General features: G+C 71.3%; 17 protein-coding genes. 11 read left to right on the top strand and 6 right to left on the bottom strand.

Annotation, left to right across the window (positions count from 1 at the left end):
• Nucleotides 1-6: 6 nt before the first annotated feature.
• The 3 genes from glpK to EBN88_RS05125 all read right to left on the bottom strand — a co-directional run bounded on the left by glpK (nucleotide 7) and on the right by EBN88_RS05125 (nucleotide 3362).
• Nucleotides 7-1551, bottom strand: a complete 1545-nt coding sequence (gene glpK / locus EBN88_RS05135) for a glycerol kinase GlpK (protein ID WP_122182592.1) — start codon at nucleotides 1549-1551, stop codon at nucleotides 7-9.
• Nucleotides 1552-1632: 81 nt separating this feature from the next.
• Nucleotides 1633-2448 (bottom strand): MIP/aquaporin family protein, encoded by an 816-nt coding sequence (locus tag EBN88_RS05130; protein ID WP_122182591.1) that lies wholly within the window; start codon nucleotides 2446-2448, stop codon nucleotides 1633-1635.
• Nucleotides 2449-2597: 149 nt separating this feature from the next.
• Nucleotides 2598-3362 (bottom strand): IclR family transcriptional regulator, encoded by a 765-nt coding sequence (locus EBN88_RS05125; RefSeq protein WP_122182590.1) that lies wholly within the window; start codon nucleotides 3360-3362, stop codon nucleotides 2598-2600.
• 222 nt (nucleotides 3363-3584) lie between these two features.
• On the opposite strand from EBN88_RS05125, the gene metH reads away from it, so the two are divergent.
• The 3 genes from metH (at nucleotide 3585) to EBN88_RS05110 (ending at nucleotide 9748) form a co-directional block, all read left to right on the top strand.
• The gene (gene metH / locus EBN88_RS05120; protein WP_122182589.1) at nucleotides 3585-7097 is read left to right on the top strand and encodes a methionine synthase; all 3513 of its coding nucleotides are present in this window, start codon (nucleotides 3585-3587) and stop codon (nucleotides 7095-7097) included.
• Nucleotides 7098-7302: 205 nt separating this feature from the next.
• Complete coding sequence (locus tag EBN88_RS05115) at nucleotides 7303-8055, top strand: HAD family hydrolase (protein ID WP_122182588.1); 753 nt, start codon at nucleotides 7303-7305, stop codon at nucleotides 8053-8055.
• Between the two features lie 145 nt (nucleotides 8056-8200).
• A complete protein-coding gene (locus EBN88_RS05110) occupies nucleotides 8201-9748 on the top strand; it encodes an ABC transporter substrate-binding protein (RefSeq protein ID WP_122182609.1) in 1548 nt (515 codons plus the stop codon).
• Nucleotides 9749-9796: 48 nt separating this feature from the next.
• Here the strand turns inward: EBN88_RS05110 and EBN88_RS05105 are convergent, their stop codons facing one another.
• Nucleotides 9797-10465 carry a response regulator gene (locus tag EBN88_RS05105; RefSeq protein ID WP_122182587.1) on the bottom strand — a complete coding sequence of 223 codons (669 nt, stop codon included), beginning with the start codon at nucleotides 10463-10465 and terminating at the stop codon, nucleotides 9797-9799.
• Nucleotides 10466-10517: 52 nt separating this feature from the next.
• Nucleotides 10518-11546 carry a RecB family exonuclease gene (locus EBN88_RS05100; protein WP_122182608.1) on the bottom strand — a complete coding sequence of 343 codons (1029 nt, stop codon included), beginning with the start codon at nucleotides 11544-11546 and terminating at the stop codon, nucleotides 10518-10520.
• A gap of 125 nt (nucleotides 11547-11671) precedes the next feature.
• On the opposite strand from EBN88_RS05100, the gene EBN88_RS05095 reads away from it, so the two are divergent.
• The 3 genes from EBN88_RS05095 to EBN88_RS05085 all read left to right on the top strand — a co-directional run bounded on the left by EBN88_RS05095 (nucleotide 11672) and on the right by EBN88_RS05085 (nucleotide 14710).
• Nucleotides 11672-12976 (top strand): site-2 protease family protein, encoded by a 1305-nt coding sequence (locus EBN88_RS05095; RefSeq protein ID WP_233580471.1) that lies wholly within the window; start codon nucleotides 11672-11674, stop codon nucleotides 12974-12976.
• A gap of 67 nt (nucleotides 12977-13043) precedes the next feature.
• Nucleotides 13044-13937 carry a tRNA (adenine-N1)-methyltransferase gene (locus EBN88_RS05090; RefSeq protein ID WP_122182585.1) on the top strand — a complete coding sequence of 298 codons (894 nt, stop codon included), beginning with the start codon at nucleotides 13044-13046 and terminating at the stop codon, nucleotides 13935-13937.
• A 194-nt stretch (nucleotides 13938-14131) separates the two neighbouring features.
• On the top strand, nucleotides 14132-14710 hold the full coding sequence (locus tag EBN88_RS05085; RefSeq protein ID WP_122182584.1) for a hypothetical protein: 579 nt from the start codon (nucleotides 14132-14134) through the stop codon (nucleotides 14708-14710).
• Nucleotides 14711-14736: 26 nt separating this feature from the next.
• Here the strand turns inward: EBN88_RS05085 and EBN88_RS05080 are convergent, their stop codons facing one another.
• Complete coding sequence (locus EBN88_RS05080) at nucleotides 14737-15054, bottom strand: ferredoxin (RefSeq protein WP_122182583.1); 318 nt, start codon at nucleotides 15052-15054, stop codon at nucleotides 14737-14739.
• 247 nt (nucleotides 15055-15301) lie between these two features.
• Between EBN88_RS05080 and arc the strand changes: the two genes are divergently transcribed.
• From arc to prcA, 5 genes are all read left to right on the top strand, one after another.
• Entirely contained in the window at nucleotides 15302-17086 is a 1785-nt protein-coding gene (gene arc, locus EBN88_RS05075) for a proteasome ATPase (protein ID WP_407703375.1), read from the top strand.
• Nucleotides 17087-17283: 197 nt separating this feature from the next.
• Nucleotides 17284-18795: a depupylase/deamidase Dop gene (dop, locus tag EBN88_RS05070; RefSeq protein WP_122182582.1), complete on the top strand. Its 1512-nt coding sequence runs from the start codon at nucleotides 17284-17286 to the stop codon at nucleotides 18793-18795.
• 123 nt (nucleotides 18796-18918) lie between these two features.
• On the top strand, nucleotides 18919-19137 hold the full coding sequence (locus tag EBN88_RS05065) for a ubiquitin-like protein Pup (RefSeq protein WP_097230087.1): 219 nt from the start codon (nucleotides 18919-18921) through the stop codon (nucleotides 19135-19137).
• A 140-nt stretch (nucleotides 19138-19277) separates the two neighbouring features.
• Nucleotides 19278-20120, top strand: a complete 843-nt coding sequence (gene prcB, locus EBN88_RS05060; RefSeq protein WP_122182581.1) for a proteasome subunit beta — start codon at nucleotides 19278-19280, stop codon at nucleotides 20118-20120.
• A gap of 66 nt (nucleotides 20121-20186) precedes the next feature.
• Nucleotides 20187-20984, top strand: a complete 798-nt coding sequence (gene prcA / locus EBN88_RS05055; RefSeq protein WP_122182580.1) for a proteasome subunit alpha — start codon at nucleotides 20187-20189, stop codon at nucleotides 20982-20984.
• The last annotated feature ends 1 nt before the right edge of the window (nucleotide 20985 follow it).

Below are 20985 nucleotides of genomic sequence, written 5' to 3'. Positions count from 1 at the left end.
CTGATGTCAGCCTTCCTCGTCGAGCCAGCCCATGGTCCGCTGCACGGCCTTGAGCCAGAACTGGTACTCCCGGTCGCGCTCGGCCGGGTCCATCTCGGGCGTCCACTCGGCCGCGCGTCGCCAGTTGGCCCGCAGGTCCTCGATGTTGGACCAGAAGCCGACGGCGAGCCCGGCGGCGTAGGCGGCGCCGAGACAGGTCGTCTCGGAGACCATCGGCCGCACCACGGGCGCGTCCAGAAAATCCGAGATGTTCTGCATGAGTAGATTATTGGACGTCATCCCGCCGTCCACCTTCAGGGAGGTCAGCTCGACGCCGGAGTCCTTCTTCATGGCGTCGACGATCTCCCTGGTCTGCCAGGCCGTGGCCTCCAGGACCGCCCTTGCGATGTGGGCCTTGGTGACATAGCGGGTCAGACCGGCGATGACGCCCCGCGCGTCGGCCCGCCAGTAGGGCGCGAACAGCCCGGAGAACGCCGGCACGAAGTAGGCGCCGCCGTTGTCGTCCACCGAACGGGCCAGCGTCTCGATCTCGGCCGCGCTGTGGATCAGGCCCATCTGGTCGCGCATCCACTGCACCAGCGCGCCGGTGATCGCGATGGACCCCTCCAGCGCGTAGACCGGCTGCTGGTCGCCGATCCGGTAGCCCACCGTGGTGACCAGGCCGGCATAGGAGTTGATGGCCTGGTTGCCGGTGTTCATCAGCAGGAACGTTCCGGTGCCGTAGGTCGACTTGGCCTCGCCCACCGAGAAACAGGTCTGCCCGAAGAGCGCCGCCTGCTGGTCGCCCAGCGCCGAGGCGACCGGCACGCCGTCCAGCACGCCGCCCTTGGCGTGGCCGTAGACCTCGGAGGAGGAACGGATCTCCGGAAGAACCTCCATCGGTACGCCGATCGAGTCACAGATGCGCTCCTCCCAGCGCAGCGTGCGCAGGTTCATCAGCATCGTGCGGGAGGCGTTGGTGACGTCCGTGACATGCGCCCCGCCGTCGGGGCCGCCGGTCAGGTTCCAGATCACCCACGAGTCCATCGTCCCGAAGAGGATCTCGCCGCGCTCGGCGCGCTCCCGCAGCCCCTCCACGTTGTCCAACAGCCACCGGATCTTGGGCCCGGCGAAGTAGGAGGACAGCGGCAGCCCGGTCTCCCGGCGGAAGCGGTCCTGGCCGACGTTGCGCCCCAGCTCGCGACAGAGCGCGTCGGTGCGGGTGTCCTGCCAGACGATGGCGTTGTGGACCGGCTCGCCCGTGGTGCGGTCCCACAGCAGGGTGGTCTCGCGCTGGTTGGTGATGCCGATCGCCTTGACGTGCTCCCTGGTGATCTCGGCCTTGGCCAGCGCGCCGGCCACGACCTCCTGGACGTTGGCCCAGATCTCCCTGGCGTCGTGTTCCACCCAGCCCGGTTTGGGAAAGATCTGCTCGTGCTCCTTCTGTTCGACGGAGACGATGCGCCCGTCGCGGTCGAAGACGATGCAGCGGCTGGAGGTGGTGCCCTGGTCGATCGCGGCGATGTACTCGCGCGCCTCGGTGGTGAGTGCGGGGTCCTGAGCGTCGGTCATGGTTGGCGACTCCTGGTCGTGGCGTTGCGGTCGTGCTGGTCGCGGGTACCCGTTCCGGTCGCGGGGCGCCGGGTGGATCGGTCAGAAGAGGAGATTGAAGACGACGGCCGCGATCGTGGCGCCGATCAGCGGTCCGACGACGGGAATCCAGGAGTAGCCCCAGTCGGAGCCGCCCTTGTTGGGCAGGGGGAGGAGCGCGTGGACGATGCGGGGCCCGAGGTCACGGGCCGGGTTGATCGCGTAGCCCGTCGGCCCACCGAGCGAGAGGCCGATCCCGAGCACGATCAGGGCCACCATCAGCGGACCCGTGCCGGAGAGCGCCAGGTCGTCGTTGACGCCGATGGTCAGCACGCCGATCACCAGCACGGCCGTCGCGATGATCTCGGTGGCCAGGTTCTGCACCGTGTTGCGGATCTCCGGCGCGGTGGCGAAGACGCCCAGCACAGGACCCGGCTCGCCCGGCTCGGTCGCGCGCCGCTCGGCCTTCCGCTCGTTGCTCTCGTCGAAGGCGCGCGGGCCCGGCGTGGCCGAGCCGCTGACCTCCTCGCGGTCCAGCAGATGCGCCTGGAAGTGTCCGTAGTAGGCGAGCCAGACGAGCACGGCGCCGAGCATCGCGCCCAGCATCTGCCCGGCGACATAGGTGGGAACGTCGCTCCACTCGCCGGTGTCGATGGCGATGCCCAGCGTCACCGCCGGGTTGATGTGCGCGCCGGAGAGCTGGGTGGAGGCGTAGGCGCCGGTGAGCACCGCCATACCCCAGCCGAGGGTCACCACGACCCAGCCGGCCTCGAACGATTTCGACTTCTTGAGAACGGTGCCGGCGACGACGCCACCACCGAGCACGATCAGTACGGCGGTGCCGAGCACCTCGCCGAAGAAGATATCGGAGCTGGACACCCGTGACTCCTTTGTCCTTCGTCCAGGGGATTCCTGGGCGACATCCGTCCAGTGTTCGACATTATCGACCAACGAACGGCAGTGTTCTCCCCGGGGAGGGCTCCGTCAAGTGGGTAGGCGCCAGATACCTCTCCGGTGTCTGGATTGTCCTAGAAGCGCCCGGCTCCGAGGTCCCGCGACACGGCCCGGGCGCAGTCCCGCACCGCCGCCACCAGCCGGGGTCGGGGCGCCTCGCCGTCGAGCACCCGCTCCACGGCGCCCGTGATGCCCACCGCGCCCACCGGCATCCGGCGGCGGTCCACGATCGGGGCCGCGACCGAGGCGACGCCGTCCCAGGTCTCCCCGACGTCACTCGCCCAGCCGCGCGCCCGCACCGCCTCCAACTCCCGGTCGAAGGCGGCCGGGTCCGTGACCGTCAGCGGGGTGATCGCGGCGAAGTCCGAGTCCATCGCCTCGTTGTGCGCCACCGGGTCGAACGCCGCCAGCACCTTCCCCAGTGCCGTGCTGTGCAGCGGCTGCATCGCCCCCACCTCCAGCACCTGGCGGCTGTCGTCGGGCCGGAAGACGTGGTGGACGATCAGCACCCCGCGCTGGTGGAGCACGCCCAGATAGGTGCTCTCCCCGCTGGACCTGGCCAGGTCGTCCGTCCACACCAGCGCCCTGGCGCGCAGCTCGTGGACGTCGAGGTAGCTGTTGCCCAGGCGCAGCAGCTCGGCGCCCAGCTGGTACTTCCCGGAGATCTCGTCCTGCTCGACGAAGCCCTCCTGCTGGAGCGTGCGCAGCAGCCCGTGCGTGGTGGCCTTGGCCAGCCCTATGGCCGAGGCGATGTCGGACAGACCCAGCCGCCGCTCGCCGCCGGCGAGCAGGCGCAGCACCGCGGCCGCGCGTTCCAGTGACTGGATGGTCCGAGCCATGAGGCCGCCTCCCTGCGTCCCGCCCCGCGAAACATCTTCCGTTCGACATTGTCGAACTCCAGTGGGGGATGTCGATACCCCCAGGCCAGGAATGAGTTTACGGCGGTCCGATTCCCGGAAAGTTCCGCTCTCTGGCGCGGCCACCCGGTTAGGCTGCTGGGGTGCGTCACCGTGAGCGGAGGCGCATAGCCGACAGCCGTCGCACCTCTGGGAGAGAAGCCCATGGCCCTTGCCAGCCTGCCCACCACCAGCCAGGCGCAGCGCGCCCAGGCCCTGCGAGACGCCCTCGCCAGCCGCGTCGTGGTCGCCGACGGAGGAATGGGCACGATGCTCCAGGCGCAGGACCCCTCGCTGGAGGACTTCCAGCAGTTGGAGGGGTGCAACGAGGTCCTCAACGTCACCCGCCCCGACATCGTGGCCAACGTCCACCGCGAGTACCTGGCCACCGGCATCGACTGCGTGGAGACCAACACCTTCGGCGCCAACCTCGCCGCCCTCGGGGAGTACGACATCCCCGAGCGGGTCCACGAGCTGTCCGAGGCGGGCGCCCGGGTGGCCAGGGAGGTGGCCGACGCCTTCGCCGCCGAGGACGGCCGCGTCCGCTGGGTGCTGGGCTCGATGGGCCCCGGCACCAAGCTGCCCACCCTCGGCCACACCAGCTACCGGCCGCTGCGCGACGCCTACCAGCAGAACGCCGAGGGCCTGATCGCCGGCGGGGCCGACGCGCTGCTCGTCGAGACCAGCCAGGACCTGCTCCAGACCAAGGCCGCCACGCTGGGCGCCCGTCGCGCGCTGGCCGCGCTCGGCGTCGACCTGCCGCTGCTGGTGCAGGTGACCGTCGAGACCACCGGGACCATGCTGCTCGGCTCGGAGATCGGCGCCGCGCTGACCGCGCTGGAGCCCCTGGGCATCGACATGATCGGCCTCAACTGCGCCACCGGCCCCGCCGAGATGAGCGAGCACCTGCGCCACCTGGCCCGGCACAGCCGGCTTCCGCTGTCCTGTATGCCCAACGCGGGCCTGCCCGTGCTCGGCAAGGACGGCGCCCACTATCCGCTGACCCCCGAGCAACTCGCCGACGCGCACGAGGAGTTCGTGGCCGAGTTCGGCCTCTCCCTGGTCGGCGGCTGCTGCGGCACCACGCCCGAGCACCTGCGCCACGTGGTGGAGCGGGTGCGCGGCGCCACCCCGCCCGCCCGCGAGCCGCAGCCCGAGCCCGGCGCCTCCTCGCTGTACCAGAGCGTTCCGTTCCGCCAGGACACCGCCTATCTCGCGATCGGCGAGCGCACCAACGCCAACGGCTCCAAGAAGTTCCGCGAGGCCATGCTGGAGGGCCGCTGGGACGACTGCGTGGAGCTGGCGCGCGAGCAGATCCGCGAGGGCGCGCACCTGTTGGACCTGTGCGTGGACTACGTGGGCCGGGACGGCGCCGCCGACATGAGCGAGATCGCCGGCCGGCTGGCCACCGCCTCCACCCTGCCCATCGTGCTGGACTCCACCGAACCGGCCGTGCTGGAGGCCGGGTTGGAGCACCTCGGCGGGCGCGTGGTGATCAACTCGGTCAACTACGAGGACGGCGACGGCCCCGACTCCCGGTTCGCCCGCGTCGCCCGGCTGGCCGCCGAGCACGGCGCCGCGCTGATGGCCCTCACCATCGACGAGGAGGGCCAGGCCCGCACCCCCGAGCACAAACTCGCCGTCGCCGAGCGGCTGATCGCCGACCTCACCGACAACTGGGGCTTCCGGCCATCCGACATCCTGATCGACTTCCTGACGTTCACCATCTGCACCGGGCAGGAGGAGTCCCGCAAGGACGGCGTCAACACCATCGAGGCCATCAGGGAGTTGAAGCGCCGCCACCCCGACGTCGGTACCACGCTGGGCCTGTCGAACATCAGCTTCGGCCTCAACCCGGCCGCCCGCCTCGTCCTCAACTCCGTCTTCCTCGACGAGTGCGTCAAGGCCGGCCTGGACTCCGCGATCGTGCACGCCGCCAAGATCCTGCCGATCGCCCGGATCGACGAGGAGCACGTCGAGGTCGCCCGGGACCTGATCTTCGACCGCAGGCGCGAGGGCTACGACCCGCTCCAGCACTTCCTCACCCTCTTCGAGGGCGTGGACACCAAGACCATCAAGGCCGGCAAGGCCGAGGAGCTGGCCGCCCTCCCGCTGGAGGAACGACTCCGCCGCCGGATCATCGACGGCGAGCGCAACGGCCTGGAGGCCGACCTCGACGAGGCGCTGGCCGAGCGGCCGGCCCTGGAGATCGTCAACGACACGCTGCTGGAGGGCATGAAGGTCGTCGGCGAACTCTTCGGCTCCGGGCAGATGCAGCTGCCCTTCGTGCTCCAGTCCGCCGAGGTCATGAAGAACGCGGTGGCCCACCTGGAGCCGCACATGGAGAAGTCGGACGACGAGGGCAAGGGCACCATCGTGCTGGCCACCGTGCGCGGCGACGTCCACGACATCGGCAAGAACCTCGTCGACATCATCCTGACCAACAACGGCTACAACGTGGTCAACCTCGGCATCAAGCAGCCGGTTTCGGCCATCCTGGACGCCGCCGAGGAGCACAAGGCCGACGTGATCGGCATGTCCGGGCTGCTGGTGAAGTCCACCGTGATCATGAAGGAGAACCTGGAGGAGCTGAACCGGCGCGGCCTCGCCTCCGGCTACCCCGTCATCCTGGGCGGCGCCGCCCTCACCCGCGCCTATGTGGAGCAGGACCTCCACGAGATCTACGAGGGCGAGGTCCGCTACGCCAGGGATGCCTTCGAGGGGCTGCGGCTGATGGACGCGCTGGTCGCCGTCAAGCGCGGCGTGCCCGGCGCGACCCTGCCCGAGCTGAAGCAACGCCGCGTCGCCCGGCGCGAGACCCCCGCCGCCGCCGAGCCGACCGACGAGGCCCCCGCCCGTTCCGCCACCGCGACCGACGTGCCGCTGCCGACCCCGCCGTTCCTGGGCACCCGGGTCGTCAAGGGCATCCCGCTCAAGGAGTACGCGGAGTGGCTCGACGAGGACGCCCTCTTCAAGGGCCAGTGGGGCCTCAAGGCCGCCAGGGGCGAGGACGGGCCCGACTACGCCGAGCTGGTGGAGACCGAGGGCCGCCCCCGGCTGCGCGGCTGGCTGGACCGGCTGCACACCGACAACCTGCTCCAGGCCGCCGTCGTCTACGGCTACTTCCCCTGCCGCGCCGAGGGCGACGACCTGGTGATCCTCGACGAGGACGGCGCCGAGCGGACCCGCTTCACCTTCCCCCGGCAGCGCCGGGGGAGGCGGCTGTGCCTGGCCGACTTCTTCCGCCCGGCGGAGAGCGGCGAGACCGACGTCGTCGCGCTCCAGACCGTCACCATCGGGCCCAGGGTCAGCGAGGCGACCGCCGAGCTGTTCGCCGCCGACGCCTACCGCGACTACCTCGAACTCCACGGCCTGTCCGTGCAGTTGGCCGAGGCGCTGGCCGAGTACTGGCACTCCAGGGTCAGGTCCGAGCTGGGCATCGCCCAGGCCGACCCCACCGAGCTGTCCGGCATGTTCCGCACCGAGTACCAGGGCTGCCGCTACTCGCTCGGCTATCCGGCCTGCCCCGACCTGGAGGATCGCGCCAAGATCGCCGAGCTGCTGGACTCCGCGCGGATCGGCGTGACCCTCTCCGAGGAGTTCCAGCTCGACCCGGAGCAGTCCACCGACGCCATCGTCGTTCACCACCCGGAGGCCAACTACTTCAACGCCAGGTGAACGAGGGCCCGGCGACGAACGCCCGGTACCGCACGACGGGACCCCGGTCGCGTTCAGTGGCGCTTCACTGCGCCGACCGGGTGAGGTCAGCCGTTCGGCTCGGAACGGTTCCCACGTCCGACGTAGACTGATCGGTCCGGTGCTGGCCGGTCGCCCCTGGGCGGCCGGCCAGTCCTCTCCCTGCGGTCGCTACGGAGGCGTGCGGATGACGAGTTCCACTCCCGCCCTGGACACCCCCCGACCCGTCGGTTCCGTGCCGCGCGCGGTGCTGCTCGACATGGACGGCACCCTCGTGGACACTGAGGACTTCTGGTGGGACGCCGAGGTCGAGGTCTTCGGAGCCCTGGGCCACGTGCTGGCCGAGGAACACCGCGAGGTGGTCGTCGGCGGCCCGATGACCCGCTCCGCCGGCTATCTGATCGAGGTCACCGGCGCCGACATCACCCTCGACGAGGTGCGCGACCTGCTCAACGCGGCCTTCCTGCGCCGCCTCGACCAGGGCGTGCCCCTGATGCCGGGCGCCCGCCGGCTGCTGACCGAGCTGGCCGCCCACCGGGTGCCCACCGCCCTGGTCTCCGCCTCGCACCGCGAGGTCATCGACCGGACGCTGCGCTCCCTGGGCGCCGAGTTCTTCGCCACCACCGTCGCCGGCGACGAACTGGCCAGGACCAAGCCGCACCCCGACCCCTACCTCACCGCCGCGCTGCGCCTCGGCGCCGAGCCAGCGCACTGCGTGGCCGTCGAGGACACCGCGACCGGCGTCGCCTCCGCCGAGGCCGCCGGCTGCCGGGTGCTGGCCGTCCCCTCGGTGGCGGCGATCCCGCCGGCCGCCGGGCGGACCGTCGTCGACTCCCTGGAGTCCGTCGACCTGGCCTTCCTGCGCGGCCTCGTCACCGGCCCGCCGCCCAGGCCCACGCCCGGCCCGGCCGGCGGCGGGATGGCCGAATCCTGTTCGTGATCCATCTCACGCCGTTCCCGTGTTGCGGGACTCCCGCGCCCGCTAAGGTCGGTTGGGCTCGTCGAGACAGGCTCGCGACCGAAGGACCGACCACGTGAAGACCCGCTTGGGGAGGGCGTACCCCACACTCATCATCGCCCTCTCGATGGCCGTGGCCCTGCTGGCCGGCTGTGGACTGACCGAAGAAGAGGGGGCCGGCCGGGGCGAGCGCATCACCCTGGGCATGACGGACGAGGTGCTCGCCGTCGATCCGGCCTCCGGCTACGACCCCGGCTCCTGGCTGGTCTTCAACAACGTGTTCCAGTCGCTGCTCAGCTTCCCGCCCGGCGGCACCGAGCCCCAGCCGGAGGCCGCCGAGGAGTGCGGCTTCACCGACCGGGCCAGCCAGCGCTACACCTGCACGCTGAGGGACGGGCTGACGTTCAGCAACGGCAACGCGCTCACCTCGAAGGACGTCAAGTTCTCCTTCGACCGGACGCTCCGCATCGACGACCCCGACGGGCCGGCCGTGATGCTCTCCACGATCGACCAGATCGAGGCGCCGGACGACCGGACGGTCACCTTCCACCTCAGCGAGCCGGACGCCACCTTCCCGCAGAAGATCGCCTCCGGCGCCGGGTCCATCGTCGACCACCGCGCGTACCCGGCGGACGAACTGCGCACCGACGGCGAGGCCGACGGCTCCGGCGTGTACACGCTGGCCAGCTACGGCGAGGACGAGGCCGTCTTCGAGGTCAACCCGGACTACCAGGGGCCGGCCGAGGTCAAGAACTCCGGCGTCACCATGCGGCTCTTCCACGGCGACCAGCAGGCCCTCGACGACGCCGTGCGCGGCGGCGAGGTGGACGTGGCCTACCGGGGGCTCGCGGCCGAGGACATCGCCACCCTGCACACCGCCGACCGCAGCGGCGACGGCGAGTTGAAGGTCGTCGACGGCACCAGCGCCGAGGCCCAGTACCTCGTCTTCAACCTCGACGACCCGGTCACCGGCGACCCGGCCGTCCGCCGCGCGGTGGCCCAGCTCATCGACCGCGAGGCGCTCGTGCGCGACGTCTACCAGCGCACCGCCGAGCCGCTCTACTCGGTCGTGCCGGCCGGCATCACCGGCCACAACACCGCGTTCTTCGACCGCTACGGCGGCACCGGCGACCCCGAGGCCGCCGAGGAGACGCTCCGCGAGGCCGGCATCACCGAGCCCGTCGAGCTGACCCTGTGGGCCACCCCGGTCCGCTTCGGCCCCGACACGGTCGCCGCGTTCGAGCACCTGGCCGACCAGCTCAACGCGAGCGGGCTCTTCGACGCCAGCGTGCGCAGCGTGGACGCCGACGAGTTCGCCCAGGGCGTCGCCGACGGCGCCTACGGGGCGTTCGTCCGGGGCTGGGTGCCGGACTTCCCGGACCCGGAGAACTTCACCGACCCGTTCTTCGGCCCCGACAACGTCCTCGCCAACGGCTATGTCTCGGAACGGATCACCGAGGAGCTGCTGCCCGCCACCCGCAGGGAGGCCGACCGGGCCGACTCCGCCGAGGCCTTCAGCGCCGTACAGGACATCGTGGCCGAGGAGGTCCCGATGATCCCGATCTGGCAGGGCCGGCAGTACGCGGTCGCCAACGAGAACATCAACGGCCTCCAGTGGACGCTCGACCCCTCCACGGTCTTCCGCTTCTGGGAGCTGGAGATGGCCGAGGTCTGACCGCCGGAGACGGCCCGCGCCTGACGGACGGGTCCGCCCCGGCCGCGCTCAGCTGCCGGGGCGGACCAGCCCGCTCTCGTAGGCGAAGACCGCCGCCTGCACCCGGTCCCGCAGCTCCAACTTGGTGAGCACATGGCCCACATGGGTCTTCACCGTGGTCTCGCTGACGAAGAGGTCGGCGGCGATCTCCGCGTTGGACAGGCCACGGGCCACCAGCTTGAGCACCTCCACCTCCCGCTCGGTGAGGGTGCCCAGCGCGTCGGGAACGGGCTCCTCGCCGGAGGGCAGCTTGGATGCGTACATGTCCAGCAGCCGGCGGGTGACGCTGGGCGCCAGCATCGCCTCGCCGTTGGCGACCACCCGGATCGCCTGCACCAGCTCGGCGGCCGGCGCGTCCTTCAGCAGGAAGCCGCTGGCCCCGGCGCGCAGCGCCTCCACCACGTACTCGTCCAGGTCGAAGGTGGTCAGCACCAGGACCTTCACCGGACCGTCCTTCGCCGGCCCGGTGATCTGCCGCGTCGCCTCGACGCCGTCCATCCGGGGCATCCGGATGTCCATCAGCACCACGTCGGGCTGGAGCGTCCGCACCTGCTCCAACGCCTGGAGGCCGTCGCCCGCCTCGCCCACCACGGCCAGGTCCGGCTCGGCCTCCAGGATCATCCGGAAACCGGTGCGCAGCAGGGGCTGGTCGTCCACCAGCAGAACGCGGATCGGCATCGAAGCGCCCTTCGGTCGGGGAGGTCGGTCACATCGGTGCGGCCGGGCACGATCATTCTGGCGCACCCGGCTCAGCCACGGGCGTCCGGGCGTCCTCCCGCGCCGGCCCGGCGCCCCGCTCCTCGCCCGTCTCGCCGCCGGCCTGTGCCGGCAGCGGCAACGCCGTCTGGATGTGCAACGGGTACGGCGGGGGAGTGCCCCCGAACTCCGGGCAGCGCGCCCGGTGGTCACACCAGCCGCACAGCCGCCCACGCCTGGGCCGCCAGTCGCCCGACTCCGTGGCGCGCTGGATCGCCTCCCACAGCGCCAGCACCTTCCGCTCCACGCCCCGCAGATCGGCCTCGTCCGGGTCGTAGGTGAGCACCTCGCCGCTGCCCAGATACACCAACTGGAGCCGGCGCGGCACCACTCCCCGCAGCCGCCACAGCACCAGCGCGTAGAACTTCATCTGGAAGAGCGCGCCGGCCGCGAACTCCGCCGGCGGCGCCTTGCCCGTCTTGTAGTCGACGATCCTGATGTCCCCGCCGGGCGCCACGTCCACCCGGTCGATCACCCCGCGCAGCCGCAGCCCGGACTCCAACGTGGTCTCGACCCACAACTCCCGCTCCGCCGGCTCAAGGCGCGTCGGGTCCTCCAGCGTGAACCACCGCTCCACCAGCCGTTCGGCCTCCGCCAGGAACGCCGCCAGCCGCTCCTGGTCCAGCTCCGGCTCGCCCGCCGACGCCCCGTCAGCCCCCTCCTCGGCCCCGGCGGCCCCCTCGGCCGCCCCCGCGTCCTCCGCGTCCTCCGCTGCCGCGCCGCCCGCCCGGAACAGCCGCGCCAACTCCGGCCGCCGCTCCAGCAGTCGGCGCCACTCCGGCGCCACCAACGCCCGCGCCCCCGGCACGCTCCGCTCGGCCGCCGGCGCGTCGAAGACCCGCTCCAACACCGCGTGCACCACCGTGCCCCTGGTGGCCGCCTCGTTCGGCTCCTCGGGCAGCCGGTCGATGACGCGGAACCGGTAGAGCAGCGGGCACTGTTGGAAGTCGGCGGCCCGGGAGGGGGAGAGGGAGCGCGGTGGCGCCGCGGTGGAGCGAGTCATGCGGCGTACCCTACGGCGCGTCACTGACACTCAGCCCATACCATCGACTCCACGCTCACGGTGCGGGACCATCGGACCGCGTCCCGGAGGCGAGGCGCGAGGCCGCGAGGCGACGAGGGGATCAGGTGGCAGAGACCACGACCGACCGGTCACCCGACCCGGAGAGCCCGGGGGACCCGGAGAACCGGGACGCCCCGGAGGGCCGGGACGCCCCGGAGGGCCGGGAGGTCCCGGAGAACCGGGACGCCCGGGACCCGCGCCGCCCGCGCGGCGCCCTCCGGGTGGGCCGCGTCCGGGGCGTGCCCATCTATGTGACCCCCAGCTGGTTCCTGGTCGCCGCGCTGATCACCCTGCTCCTCGGCCACCAACTCGACCGCGCGCTGCCCGAACTGGGCCCGGAACGCTACCTGGTGGCGCTCTTCTTCGCCGTCGCCTTCTACGGCTCCGTGCTGGTCCACGAGTTGGCCCACACCTACGCCGCGCTCCGCCTGGGCCTGCCCGTGCACCGGGTGTTGATCCAGTTCATCGGCGGCGCCTCGGAGATCGACGACCGGTCGACCACGCCCCGCAGGGACCTGGTGGTCGTCGGCTCGGGGCCGTTGCTCTCCCTCGTCCTGGCCGGGGTGTTCGCCCTCGCCATGCTGGCCGTCGAACCCGGCACCGTGCCCGGCGTGTTGGTCGCCGCGCTGATGATCTCCAACCTGATCGTCGCCGTCTTCAACCTGCTGCCGGGACTGCCTCTGGACGGCGGCCGGATGCTGCGCGCCGTCATCTGGTGGCGCACCGGCGACGTGCTGCGCGGCACCGTCGTCACCGCCTGGACCGGGCGGGCGCTGGCGCTGGTGGTGCTCGTCGGGTTTCCCACCGCGACCCACCTGGCCGCCGACGACCGTGGCGCGTTCGGCGGCCTCCAGCCGCTGCTCGACGCCCTGCTCGCCGCCGTGCTGGCCGCGATCATCTGGCTGGCCGCTGGGCGGGGCCTGAGCCAGGCCAGGCGCAACGCCCAACTCCCCTCGCTCACCGCCCGCGCGCTGACCCGCCGCGCCATCCCCGTGCCCGGCGAGACCTCCCTCGCCGAGGCGCTGCGCCGCGCCAACGAGGTCGGCGCCAAGGCCCTCATCGTGGTCGACGACGACGGCGCCCCGCTCGCGCTGGTGCGGGAGGCGGGCATCGCCGGCGTCCCCGACGACCGCAGGCCCTGGGTGCCGGTGGTCGCCCTGGCCGAGGAGCTGACCGAGGGGACGCGGGTGCCGGCCGACCTCACCGGCGAGGCGCTGCTGGACCACCTCGACGCCACCCCGGCCAGCGAGTACCTGGTCGTCGAGGAGAACGGCGAGGTGTACGGCGTCCTGTCCTACCGCGACGTCGACGAGGCCCTGCTGGCCATGGAACGCCGCCGCCCGGCCGCCGCGCCCCGCCCCGCCGGCTGACCGCCCGCCCGCCGCCTGCCCCGCCTCGATTACGGGCCGGCGGGGCGCCTGGACTAGGCTGGCCGCCATGTCCGAACCGACCGGTGCCGCCCGCCGTCGCGGGCCCTTCGAGGTCGGGGACCAGGTACAGCTGACCGACCCCAAGGGACGCCACTACACGTTCACGCTTGAGGCGGGCAAGAGCTTCCACACCCACAAGGGAGCCTTCCCGCACGACGAGCTGATCGGCGCCCCCGAGGGGACCGTGGTCCGCACCACGGGAAACGTCGCCTATCTGGCGCTGCGCCCACTGCTCCCCGACTATGTCCTGTCCATGCCCCGTGGGGCCGCCGTGGTCTACCCCAAGGACGCGGGGCAGATCCTGGCGATGGCCGACATCTTCCCCGGCGCCCGCGTCGTCGAGGCCGGCGTCGGCTCGGGGTCGCTCTCCACGTTCCTGCTGCGGGCCATCGGCGACCAGGGGATGCTGCACTCCTACGAGCGCCGCGCCGACTTCGCCGAGATCGCGCGCGAGAACGTCACCCGGTACTTCGGAACTCCGCACCCCGCCTGGGAGTTGACCGTCGGGGACCTCCAGGACCACCTCTCCGACACCGAGGTGGACCGCGTCATCCTGGACATGCTCGCGCCCTGGGAGTGCCTGGACCCGGTCGCCAAGGCCCTGGTGCCCGGCGGCATCGTGTGCGCCTACGTCGCCACCACCACCCAACTCGCGCGCACCGTCGAGACGATCAGGGAGCACGGCAGCTTCAACGAGCCGACCGCCTGGGAGACGATGGTCCGCACCTGGCACGTCGAGGGCCTCGCGGTGCGCCCCGACCACCGGATGATCGGCCACACCGGCTTCCTGCTCACCGCCCGCCGGCTCGCCGACGGCGTCACCCCGCCGCTGCGCCGCCGCCGCCCGGCCCCGGGCGCCTACGGCTCGGACTACACCGGCCCGGGCTCGGCCACCGGCTGAACCCCACGCCGAACTCCCGCCGCCCGTCACGGGGTTGACGCGGACGCGCGCGGGAGGCGAAGGAACGGGTGGGAACGGTGAGGGGCGCGGGGCGAGAGGGACCCCGCCGTTCCCGGCCGATGTGAGATATGGCACCATGCCGGTCTGCCGGCGAGCCTCAGCCGACGCCCCCTCCCGCCCCCAGGAGACCCCGCGTGCAGCAATCGGCAGCGCCCCAGGGCGCCACGACCGACGGCCTTCCGCACACCCACGCCCGCCCCCGGCACTGGCTGGTCACCGCCGTCGGCGTGGCCGCCGTGACCGGGGTCGCCGCCCTCGTCCAGCCGACCGGCGCCGGCGCCACCTCGGGCGGCGCGGTCGCCACGGCCGGCCCCGACGCCACCGCCGCCGACTACCCGCTGGACTGCGGCCCGTTCGACGTGCTGGTCACCGACCAGGCCGAGGTGGACCTCGACGCCGACGGCCGGGGCGAGACCGTCGCCGTGGTGCGCTGCGACGCCGGCTCAGGCTCCCCGCCCAACGGCATGTACCTGCTCACCCACGCGGCGGGAACGGACGCCGCCCCCGAGGTCACCGCCACCCTGGTCGACCCCGCCGAGCAGATGACCGTGGACGGTCTGACCGCCGAGGGCACCGGCTTCTCCGCCCGGCTGGTCGGCTACTCCTCGCCCGACGTCCGCCGCTGCTGCCCCGACCTCCAGCGCGACGTGCGCTGGGAGTGGCGCGACGGCCGGCTGGAACTGATCGCCGACCGGGCCCCCAACAGCGTCTGACGCCCCGCCGGGGAACGGGCCCCGCCTCAGTCCGCGTCCGGCCCCAGCACCTCGACGCCGTCCGAGGCCCGCCGCACATGGATGCACTGCCCCGGACAGTCCTTGACCGAGTCGGACACCTCGCGCAGCAGCGGCAGCGGAACGACCGCCCTGGCCCCCGGCTCGGTCAGCAACTCGGCCTCCTCACCCGGCGCGACCGGCGGCTTCACATAGGCCAGCCCGTCGATGTCCAACTCGAACACCTCGGGCGCGTACTGGGCGCAGATCCCGTCCCCGGTGCAGAGGTCCTGGTCGATCCAGACCTCCAGCTCCTCGGCCTCGGGAGCCTCGTTCCGCGTGCTCATCCGGCTGTCGCTCCTTGCCCGCTCGTGGCGGCCCGTGCGGCGCGGGAACGGCAAAAGCGGCTGTCCCCGACGGGTGTTGACCACCACCGACGATACAACCGGCCGCTTCCTGACGGCGTGGGGTGGGTATCCCCCTGGCGTGAGGGAGTGCGCAAGGGTGAAGATCGGACACGCCCCGACCGTCTTTGTGATCTAGGGGTTTCGAACTGCACCGGTCCAGGTAGGGTCTGGAAGCGTCCAGCTCCCCTTGGAGGAGGTGAGGACCGTGGTATCCCAGAACGACGACAGCAACCGCGGCATCCGGTCCGGGCGAGGTTCCGACGACCAGGCCCGCCAGATCGCCGACCTTGAGCAGGAGATCACCGTCCTGCGCCGCAAGCTGGCCGATTCGCCGCGGCACACTCGGATTCTCGAAGAGCGGATCGTTGAGCTACAGACGAATCTGGCCGGCGTGTCCGCGCAGAACGAACGGCTCGCGAGCACCCTTCGGGAGGCGCGTGACCAGATCGTCGCGCTCAAGGAGGAGGTAGACAGGCTCGCCCAGCCGCCCTCGGGCTTCGGGGTCTTCCTGGCCGCCAACGAGGACGGCACCGCCGACATCTTCACCGGCGGCCGCAAGCTCCGGGTCAACGTCAGCCCCGGACTCGAACTCGCCGAGCTGCGGCGTGGCCAGGAGGTCATGCTCAACGAGGCGCTGAACATCGTCGCCGCGATGGAGTTCGAGAACGCCGGCGACATCGTCACCCTCAAGGAGGTCCTGGAGGACGGCGAGCGCGCGCTGGTGGTCGGCCACACCGACGAGGAGCGCGTCGTCAAGCTCGCCGAGCCGCTGATGGCCTCGACCCTGCGGGCCGGGGACGCGCTGCTGCTGGAGCCGCGCTCCGGCTACGTCTTCGAGGTGGTGCCCAAGAGCGAGGTCGAGGAGCTGGTCCTCGAAGAGGTCCCGGACATCGACTACACCCGGATCGGCGGCCTCGGCGGCCAGATCGAGCTGATCAGGGACGCGGTCGAGCTGCCGTACCTCTACCCGGACCTGTTCCGCGAGCACGAGCTGCGCCCGCCCAAGGGCGTGCTGCTCTACGGCCCGCCCGGCTGCGGCAAGACGCTCATCGCCAAGGCCGTGGCCAACTCCCTCGCCAAGAAGGTCGCCGAGGTCACCGGCAAGCCGGCGGGGAAGAGCTTCTTCCTCAACATCAAGGGCCCCGAGCTGCTCAACAAGTACGTGGGCGAGACCGAGCGCCACATCCGCCTGGTCTTCCAGCGGGCCAGGGAGAAGGCCAGCGAGGGCACGCCCGTCATCGTCTTCTTCGACGAGATGGACTCCCTCTTCCGCACCCGTGGCTCGGGCGTCAGCTCGGACGTGGAGAACACCATCGTTCCCCAGCTGCTCTCCGAGATCGACGGCGTGGAGGGGCTGGAGAACGTCATCGTGATCGGCGCCTCCAACCGCGAGGACATGATCGACCCGGCGATCCTGCGCCCGGGACGCCTCGACGTGAAGATCAAGATCGAGCGCCCCGACGCCGAGGCCGCCCGCGACATCTTCTCCAAGTACCTCACCCCGCGCCTGCCGCTGCACGACGACGACCTCGGCGAGCACCAGGGCAACGCGGAGGCCGCCATCGACGGCATGATCCAGACCGTCGTGGAGCAGATGTACGCGGAGACCGAGGAGAACCGCTTCCTGGAGGTCACCTACGCCAACGGTGACAAGGAGGTCCTGTACTTCAAGGACTTCAACTCCGGCGCCATGATCCAGAACATCGTGGACCGGGCCAAGAAGATGGCGATCAAGGACTTCCTCGACCACCAGCAGAAGGGCATCCGCGTCTCCCACCTGATCTCGGCGTGCGTCGACGAGTTCAAGGAGAACGAGGACCTGCCCAACACCACCAACCCGGACGACTGGGCCCGGATCTCCGGCAAGAAGGGCGAGCGGATCGTCTTCATCCGCACGCTGGTCACCGGCAAGCAGGGCGGCGACACCGGCCGTTCCATCGACACGGTGGCCAACACCGGCCAGTACCTGTAGGACCTTCACCTGTAGGACCGTTCTTAAGCAGCGAGCGACGACGTCCGGCTGCGGGGCACGCGAGGCGTGGCCCGCAGCCGGACGCGTTCCCAGACCGTCCAGGGAAACTCGCGGTGATCTCCTCACCGCACCCCGTGTCGCCTAGGCTGCTAGGCAGCGACCGGGTCCCGAGGACACCGCGAGGCAAGGAGGGCCGCATGACCGTACGGCGAGTGATGGGCATCGAGACCGAGTACGGCGTCTCCGTCCCTGGCCACCCCAACGCCAACGCCATGCTCAGCTCCTCCCAGGTCGTCAACGCCTACGCGGCGGCCATGCACCGCGCCAGAAGAGCCCGTTGGGACTTCGAGGAGGAGAACCCGCTCCGCGACGCCAGGGGCTTCGACCTGGCCAGGGACAACGCCGACGCCAGCCAGCTCACCGACGAGGACATCGGCCTGGCCAACGTCATCCTCACCAACGGCGCCCGGCTCTACGTCGACCACGCGCACCCCGAGTACAGCGCCCCCGAGACCACCAACCCGCTGGACGCGGTGCTCTGGGACAAGGCGGGGGAGCGGATCATGGCCGAGGCGGCCCAGCGCGCCGGCGAGGTGCCGGGCGCCCAGCCGATCCTGCTCTACAAGAACAACACGGACAACAAGGGCGCCTCCTACGGCACCCACGAGAACTACCTGATGAAGCGGGAGACCCCGTTCTCCGAGATCGTGCGGCACCTGACGCCGTTCTTCGTCTCCCGCCAGGTGGTCTGCGGCGCCGGCCGGGTCGGCCTCGGGCAGGACGGCGGGGAGCACGGCTTCCAGATCAGCCAGCGCGCCGACTACTTCGAGGTCGAGGTGGGCCTGGAGACCACCCTCAAGCGCCCCATCATCAACACCAGGGACGAGCCGCACGCGGACGCCGAGCGCTACCGCCGCCTCCACGTGATCATCGGCGACGCCAACCTCTCGGAGATCTCCACCTATCTGAAGCTGGGCACCACCGCGCTGGTGCTGTCCATGATCGAGGACGGCTTCATCGCCGTCGACCTCGCCGTGGACCAGCCGGTGCGCACCCTGCACCGGGTCAGCCACGACCCCTCGCTCAAGGAGCTGGTGACGCTGCGCAGCGGCCGGCGACTGACCGCCACGCAGCTCCAGATGGAGTTCTACGAACTGGCCCGCAAGTACGTCGAGGAGCGCTGGGGCGCGGACGCCGACGAGCAGACCGTGGACGTGCTGACGCGCTGGGAGGACGTGCTGACCCGGCTGGAGAGCGACCCGATGAGCCTGGCCAACCAGCTGGACTGGGTGGCCAAGCGGGAGCTGATGGAGGGCTACCGGCGGCGGGACGGGCTGGGCTGGGAGGCGGCCAGGCTGCACCTGGTCGACCTCCAGTACGCGGACGTGCGGCCCGACAAGGGCCTCTACAACCGGCTGGTGGCGCGCGGCCGGATGCGGACCCTGCTCGACGAGGACGAGGTGACCCGCGCGCGGCGGCGGCCGCCCGAGGACACCAGGGCGTACTTCAGGGGCCGTTGCCTGGAGCGGTACGCGGAGCATGTGGCCGCCGCCTCCTGGGACTCGGTGATCTTCGACCTGCCCGGGCGCGACTCGCTCCAACGGGTGCCGACCATGGACCCGCTGCGCGGGACCCGGGAGCACGTGGAGGGGTTGCTTGAGCGCTCCGAGACGGCCGAGGATCTCGTCAGGGCGCTCTCCGGCGGCTGACTCGCCCCCGATCAGGGAATGATCAGGGTGGGTTCCGGACGCATCCGCTCCGAGAAGCCGATGTCAGCCCCGGCTAGTAGGGTCTGATCTTGTCACGTCACAGCTGAGCATGGGGTGAGGGAGATGGCGACCAAGGACACCGGCGGCGGCCAGCAGAGGGCGTCGCGTACCAGCGAGGAGACCGAGGAGCAGGCGCAGGACGCCGAGGTCTCCGAGGATCTCAAGGAGCGTCAGGAGGCCCTGACGGACGATGTGGACTCGGTCCTGGACGAGATCGACGAGGTGTTGGAGTCGAACGCCGAGGACTTCGTGCGCAGCTTCGTTCAGAAGGGCGGCCAGTAGGCAGGCGGCTGCCGGGTATCGCTTCCGACGCATGTGGATCATGTCCATGTGACGGGTAGGGTCCGTGACGTACGCTGCCTCTGCCCGGCCCACCGCTGGCCCGGAGCAGCGGACCGTTTCGCCTATCTGGAAGGAAACCTGTGGCAGCCAACTCCCACGACCAGGGGCGACTCCCGGCGGCCTTCCTGCGGCCGGGGTCGTCCTCGTTTCTGGACTTCCTCTCCGAGCACGCGCCCGAGCGGCTGCCCGGCCGGTCGCTGCCCCCGATCGAGGGCCCGGTGGAGGCGGTGCACGGCACCACCATCGTGGCCGCCAGCTTCGCCGACGGGGTGGTGCTGGCCGGCGACCGCCGCGCCACCATGGGCAATGTCATCGCCACCAAGGACATGGAGAAGGTCTTCCCGGCCGACGAGTACTCGGCGGTCGGCATCGCCGGCACGGCGGGCATCGCCGTGGAGCTGGTGAAGCTCTTCCAGCTGGAGTTGGAGCACTTCGAGAAGGTCGAGGGCGAGGTGCTCTCGCTGGAGGGCAAGGCCAACCGCCTCGCCACGATGATCCGGGGGAACCTGGGCATGGCCATGCAGGGCCTGGCCGTCGTCCCGCTCTTCGCGGGGTACGACCTGGACCGGGGCCGGGGCCGGATCTTCTCCTACGACGTGGCCGGCGGCCGCACGGAGGAGACGGGCTTCGCCTCCGTCGGCTCCGGATCGGTCTTCGCCCGTGGCTCGTTGAAGAAGCTCCACCACGCGGACCTGACGGAGGAGCAGGTCGTGACCGTCGTGGTGCAGGCCCTCTTCGACGCCGCCGACGACGACTCGGCGACCGGCGGCCCGGACCTGGTGCGCCGGATCTACCCCATCGTCATGGTGATCACCGAGGACGGCATCCGCCGCCTGACCGAGGACGAGGCGTCCGAGGTCGCCAGGGCCGTCCACGACGCGCGCCTGGGGCGGCCCAACGGCCCGCAGGCGCCCGTCGTCTAGCGCCGGGCCCAGCCCGCGATGCCGACCATTTCGCTGTGACCGACCAGATGTGAAGGGACAACTCCGGTGTCCACGCCGTTCTATGTCTCACCCCAGCAGGCCATGGCCGACCGCGCCGAGTACGCCCGCAAGGGCATCGCGCGCGGCCGGAGCCTGGTGGTGCTCCAGTACGCCGACGGCATCGTGTTTGTCGCCGAGAACCCCTCGCGCGCGCTGCACAAGGTGAGCGAGATCTACGACCGGATCGCGTTCGCCGCGACCGGCAAGTACAACGAGTACGAGAGCCTGCGCATCGGCGGCACCCGCTACGCCGACCTGCGCGGCTACACCTACGACCGGCAGGACGTGACGGCTCGCGGCCTGGCCAACCTGTACGCCCAGACGCTGGGCACGATCTTCTCGGCCACGGTGGAGAAGCCCTACGAGGTCGAGTTGCTGGTCGCCGAGGTCGGGGCCACCCCGGCCGAGGACGAGATCTACCGGCTGCCCCACGACGGTTCGATCATCGACGAGCACGGCTCGGTCGCCGTCGGCGGGAACTCGGACCAGATCGGAAGCTACCTCAGCCAGCGGCACCGGGACGACATGAGCCTGGGCGAGGCGCTGCGGCTGGCCGTGGCCTCGCTGGCCCGGGAGAGCGGCGGCACCGAGCGGGAGATCACCAGCGAGCAGCTGGAGGTCGCGGTCCTGGACCGCAAGCGGCCGCAACAGCGCAAGTTCAAGCGGGTGTTGCAGCGCCAGCTCGCCAGCCTGCTGGAGGCGGACGGCGGCGACGGTGCCCCGGCGGCCGGGTCCGAGGGCTCCGACGAGTCCAACGGCTCAGGCGACTCCAGCGACTCCCCGAAGAAGAACGGCGAGAAGTGAC

This window comes from Streptomyces triticirhizae (genome assembly GCF_003696235.1).
In the GTDB taxonomy this organism is placed as follows: domain Bacteria; phylum Actinomycetota; class Actinomycetes; order Streptomycetales; family Streptomycetaceae; genus Streptomyces; species Streptomyces triticirhizae.
This window is presented reverse-complemented; position numbering and strand designations above follow the sequence as displayed.

Coding starts and splice junctions, on each gene's coding strand:
- metH (WP_122182589.1), top strand. CDS start 3,585: ATGGCCCTTGCCAGCCTGCCCACCACCAGCCAGGCGCAGCGCGCCCAG.
- EBN88_RS05125 (WP_122182590.1), bottom strand. CDS start 3,362: ATGGCTCGGACCATCCAGTCACTGGAACGCGCGGCCGCGGTGCTGCGC.
- EBN88_RS05080 (WP_122182583.1), bottom strand. CDS start 15,054: ATGAGCACGCGGAACGAGGCTCCCGAGGCCGAGGAGCTGGAGGTCTGG.
- dop (WP_122182582.1), top strand. CDS start 17,284: ATGACCGTACGGCGAGTGATGGGCATCGAGACCGAGTACGGCGTCTCC.
- EBN88_RS05105 (WP_122182587.1), bottom strand. CDS start 10,465: ATGCCGATCCGCGTTCTGCTGGTGGACGACCAGCCCCTGCTGCGCACC.
- glpK (WP_122182592.1), bottom strand. CDS start 1,551: ATGACCGACGCTCAGGACCCCGCACTCACCACCGAGGCGCGCGAGTAC.
- EBN88_RS05110 (WP_122182609.1), top strand. CDS start 8,201: ATGGCCGTGGCCCTGCTGGCCGGCTGTGGACTGACCGAAGAAGAGGGG.
- EBN88_RS05090 (WP_122182585.1), top strand. CDS start 13,044: ATGTCCGAACCGACCGGTGCCGCCCGCCGTCGCGGGCCCTTCGAGGTC.
- EBN88_RS05100 (WP_122182608.1), bottom strand. CDS start 11,546: ATGACTCGCTCCACCGCGGCGCCACCGCGCTCCCTCTCCCCCTCCCGG.
- EBN88_RS05065 (WP_097230087.1), top strand. CDS start 18,919: ATGGCGACCAAGGACACCGGCGGCGGCCAGCAGAGGGCGTCGCGTACC.
- EBN88_RS05115 (WP_122182588.1), top strand. CDS start 7,303: ATGACGAGTTCCACTCCCGCCCTGGACACCCCCCGACCCGTCGGTTCC.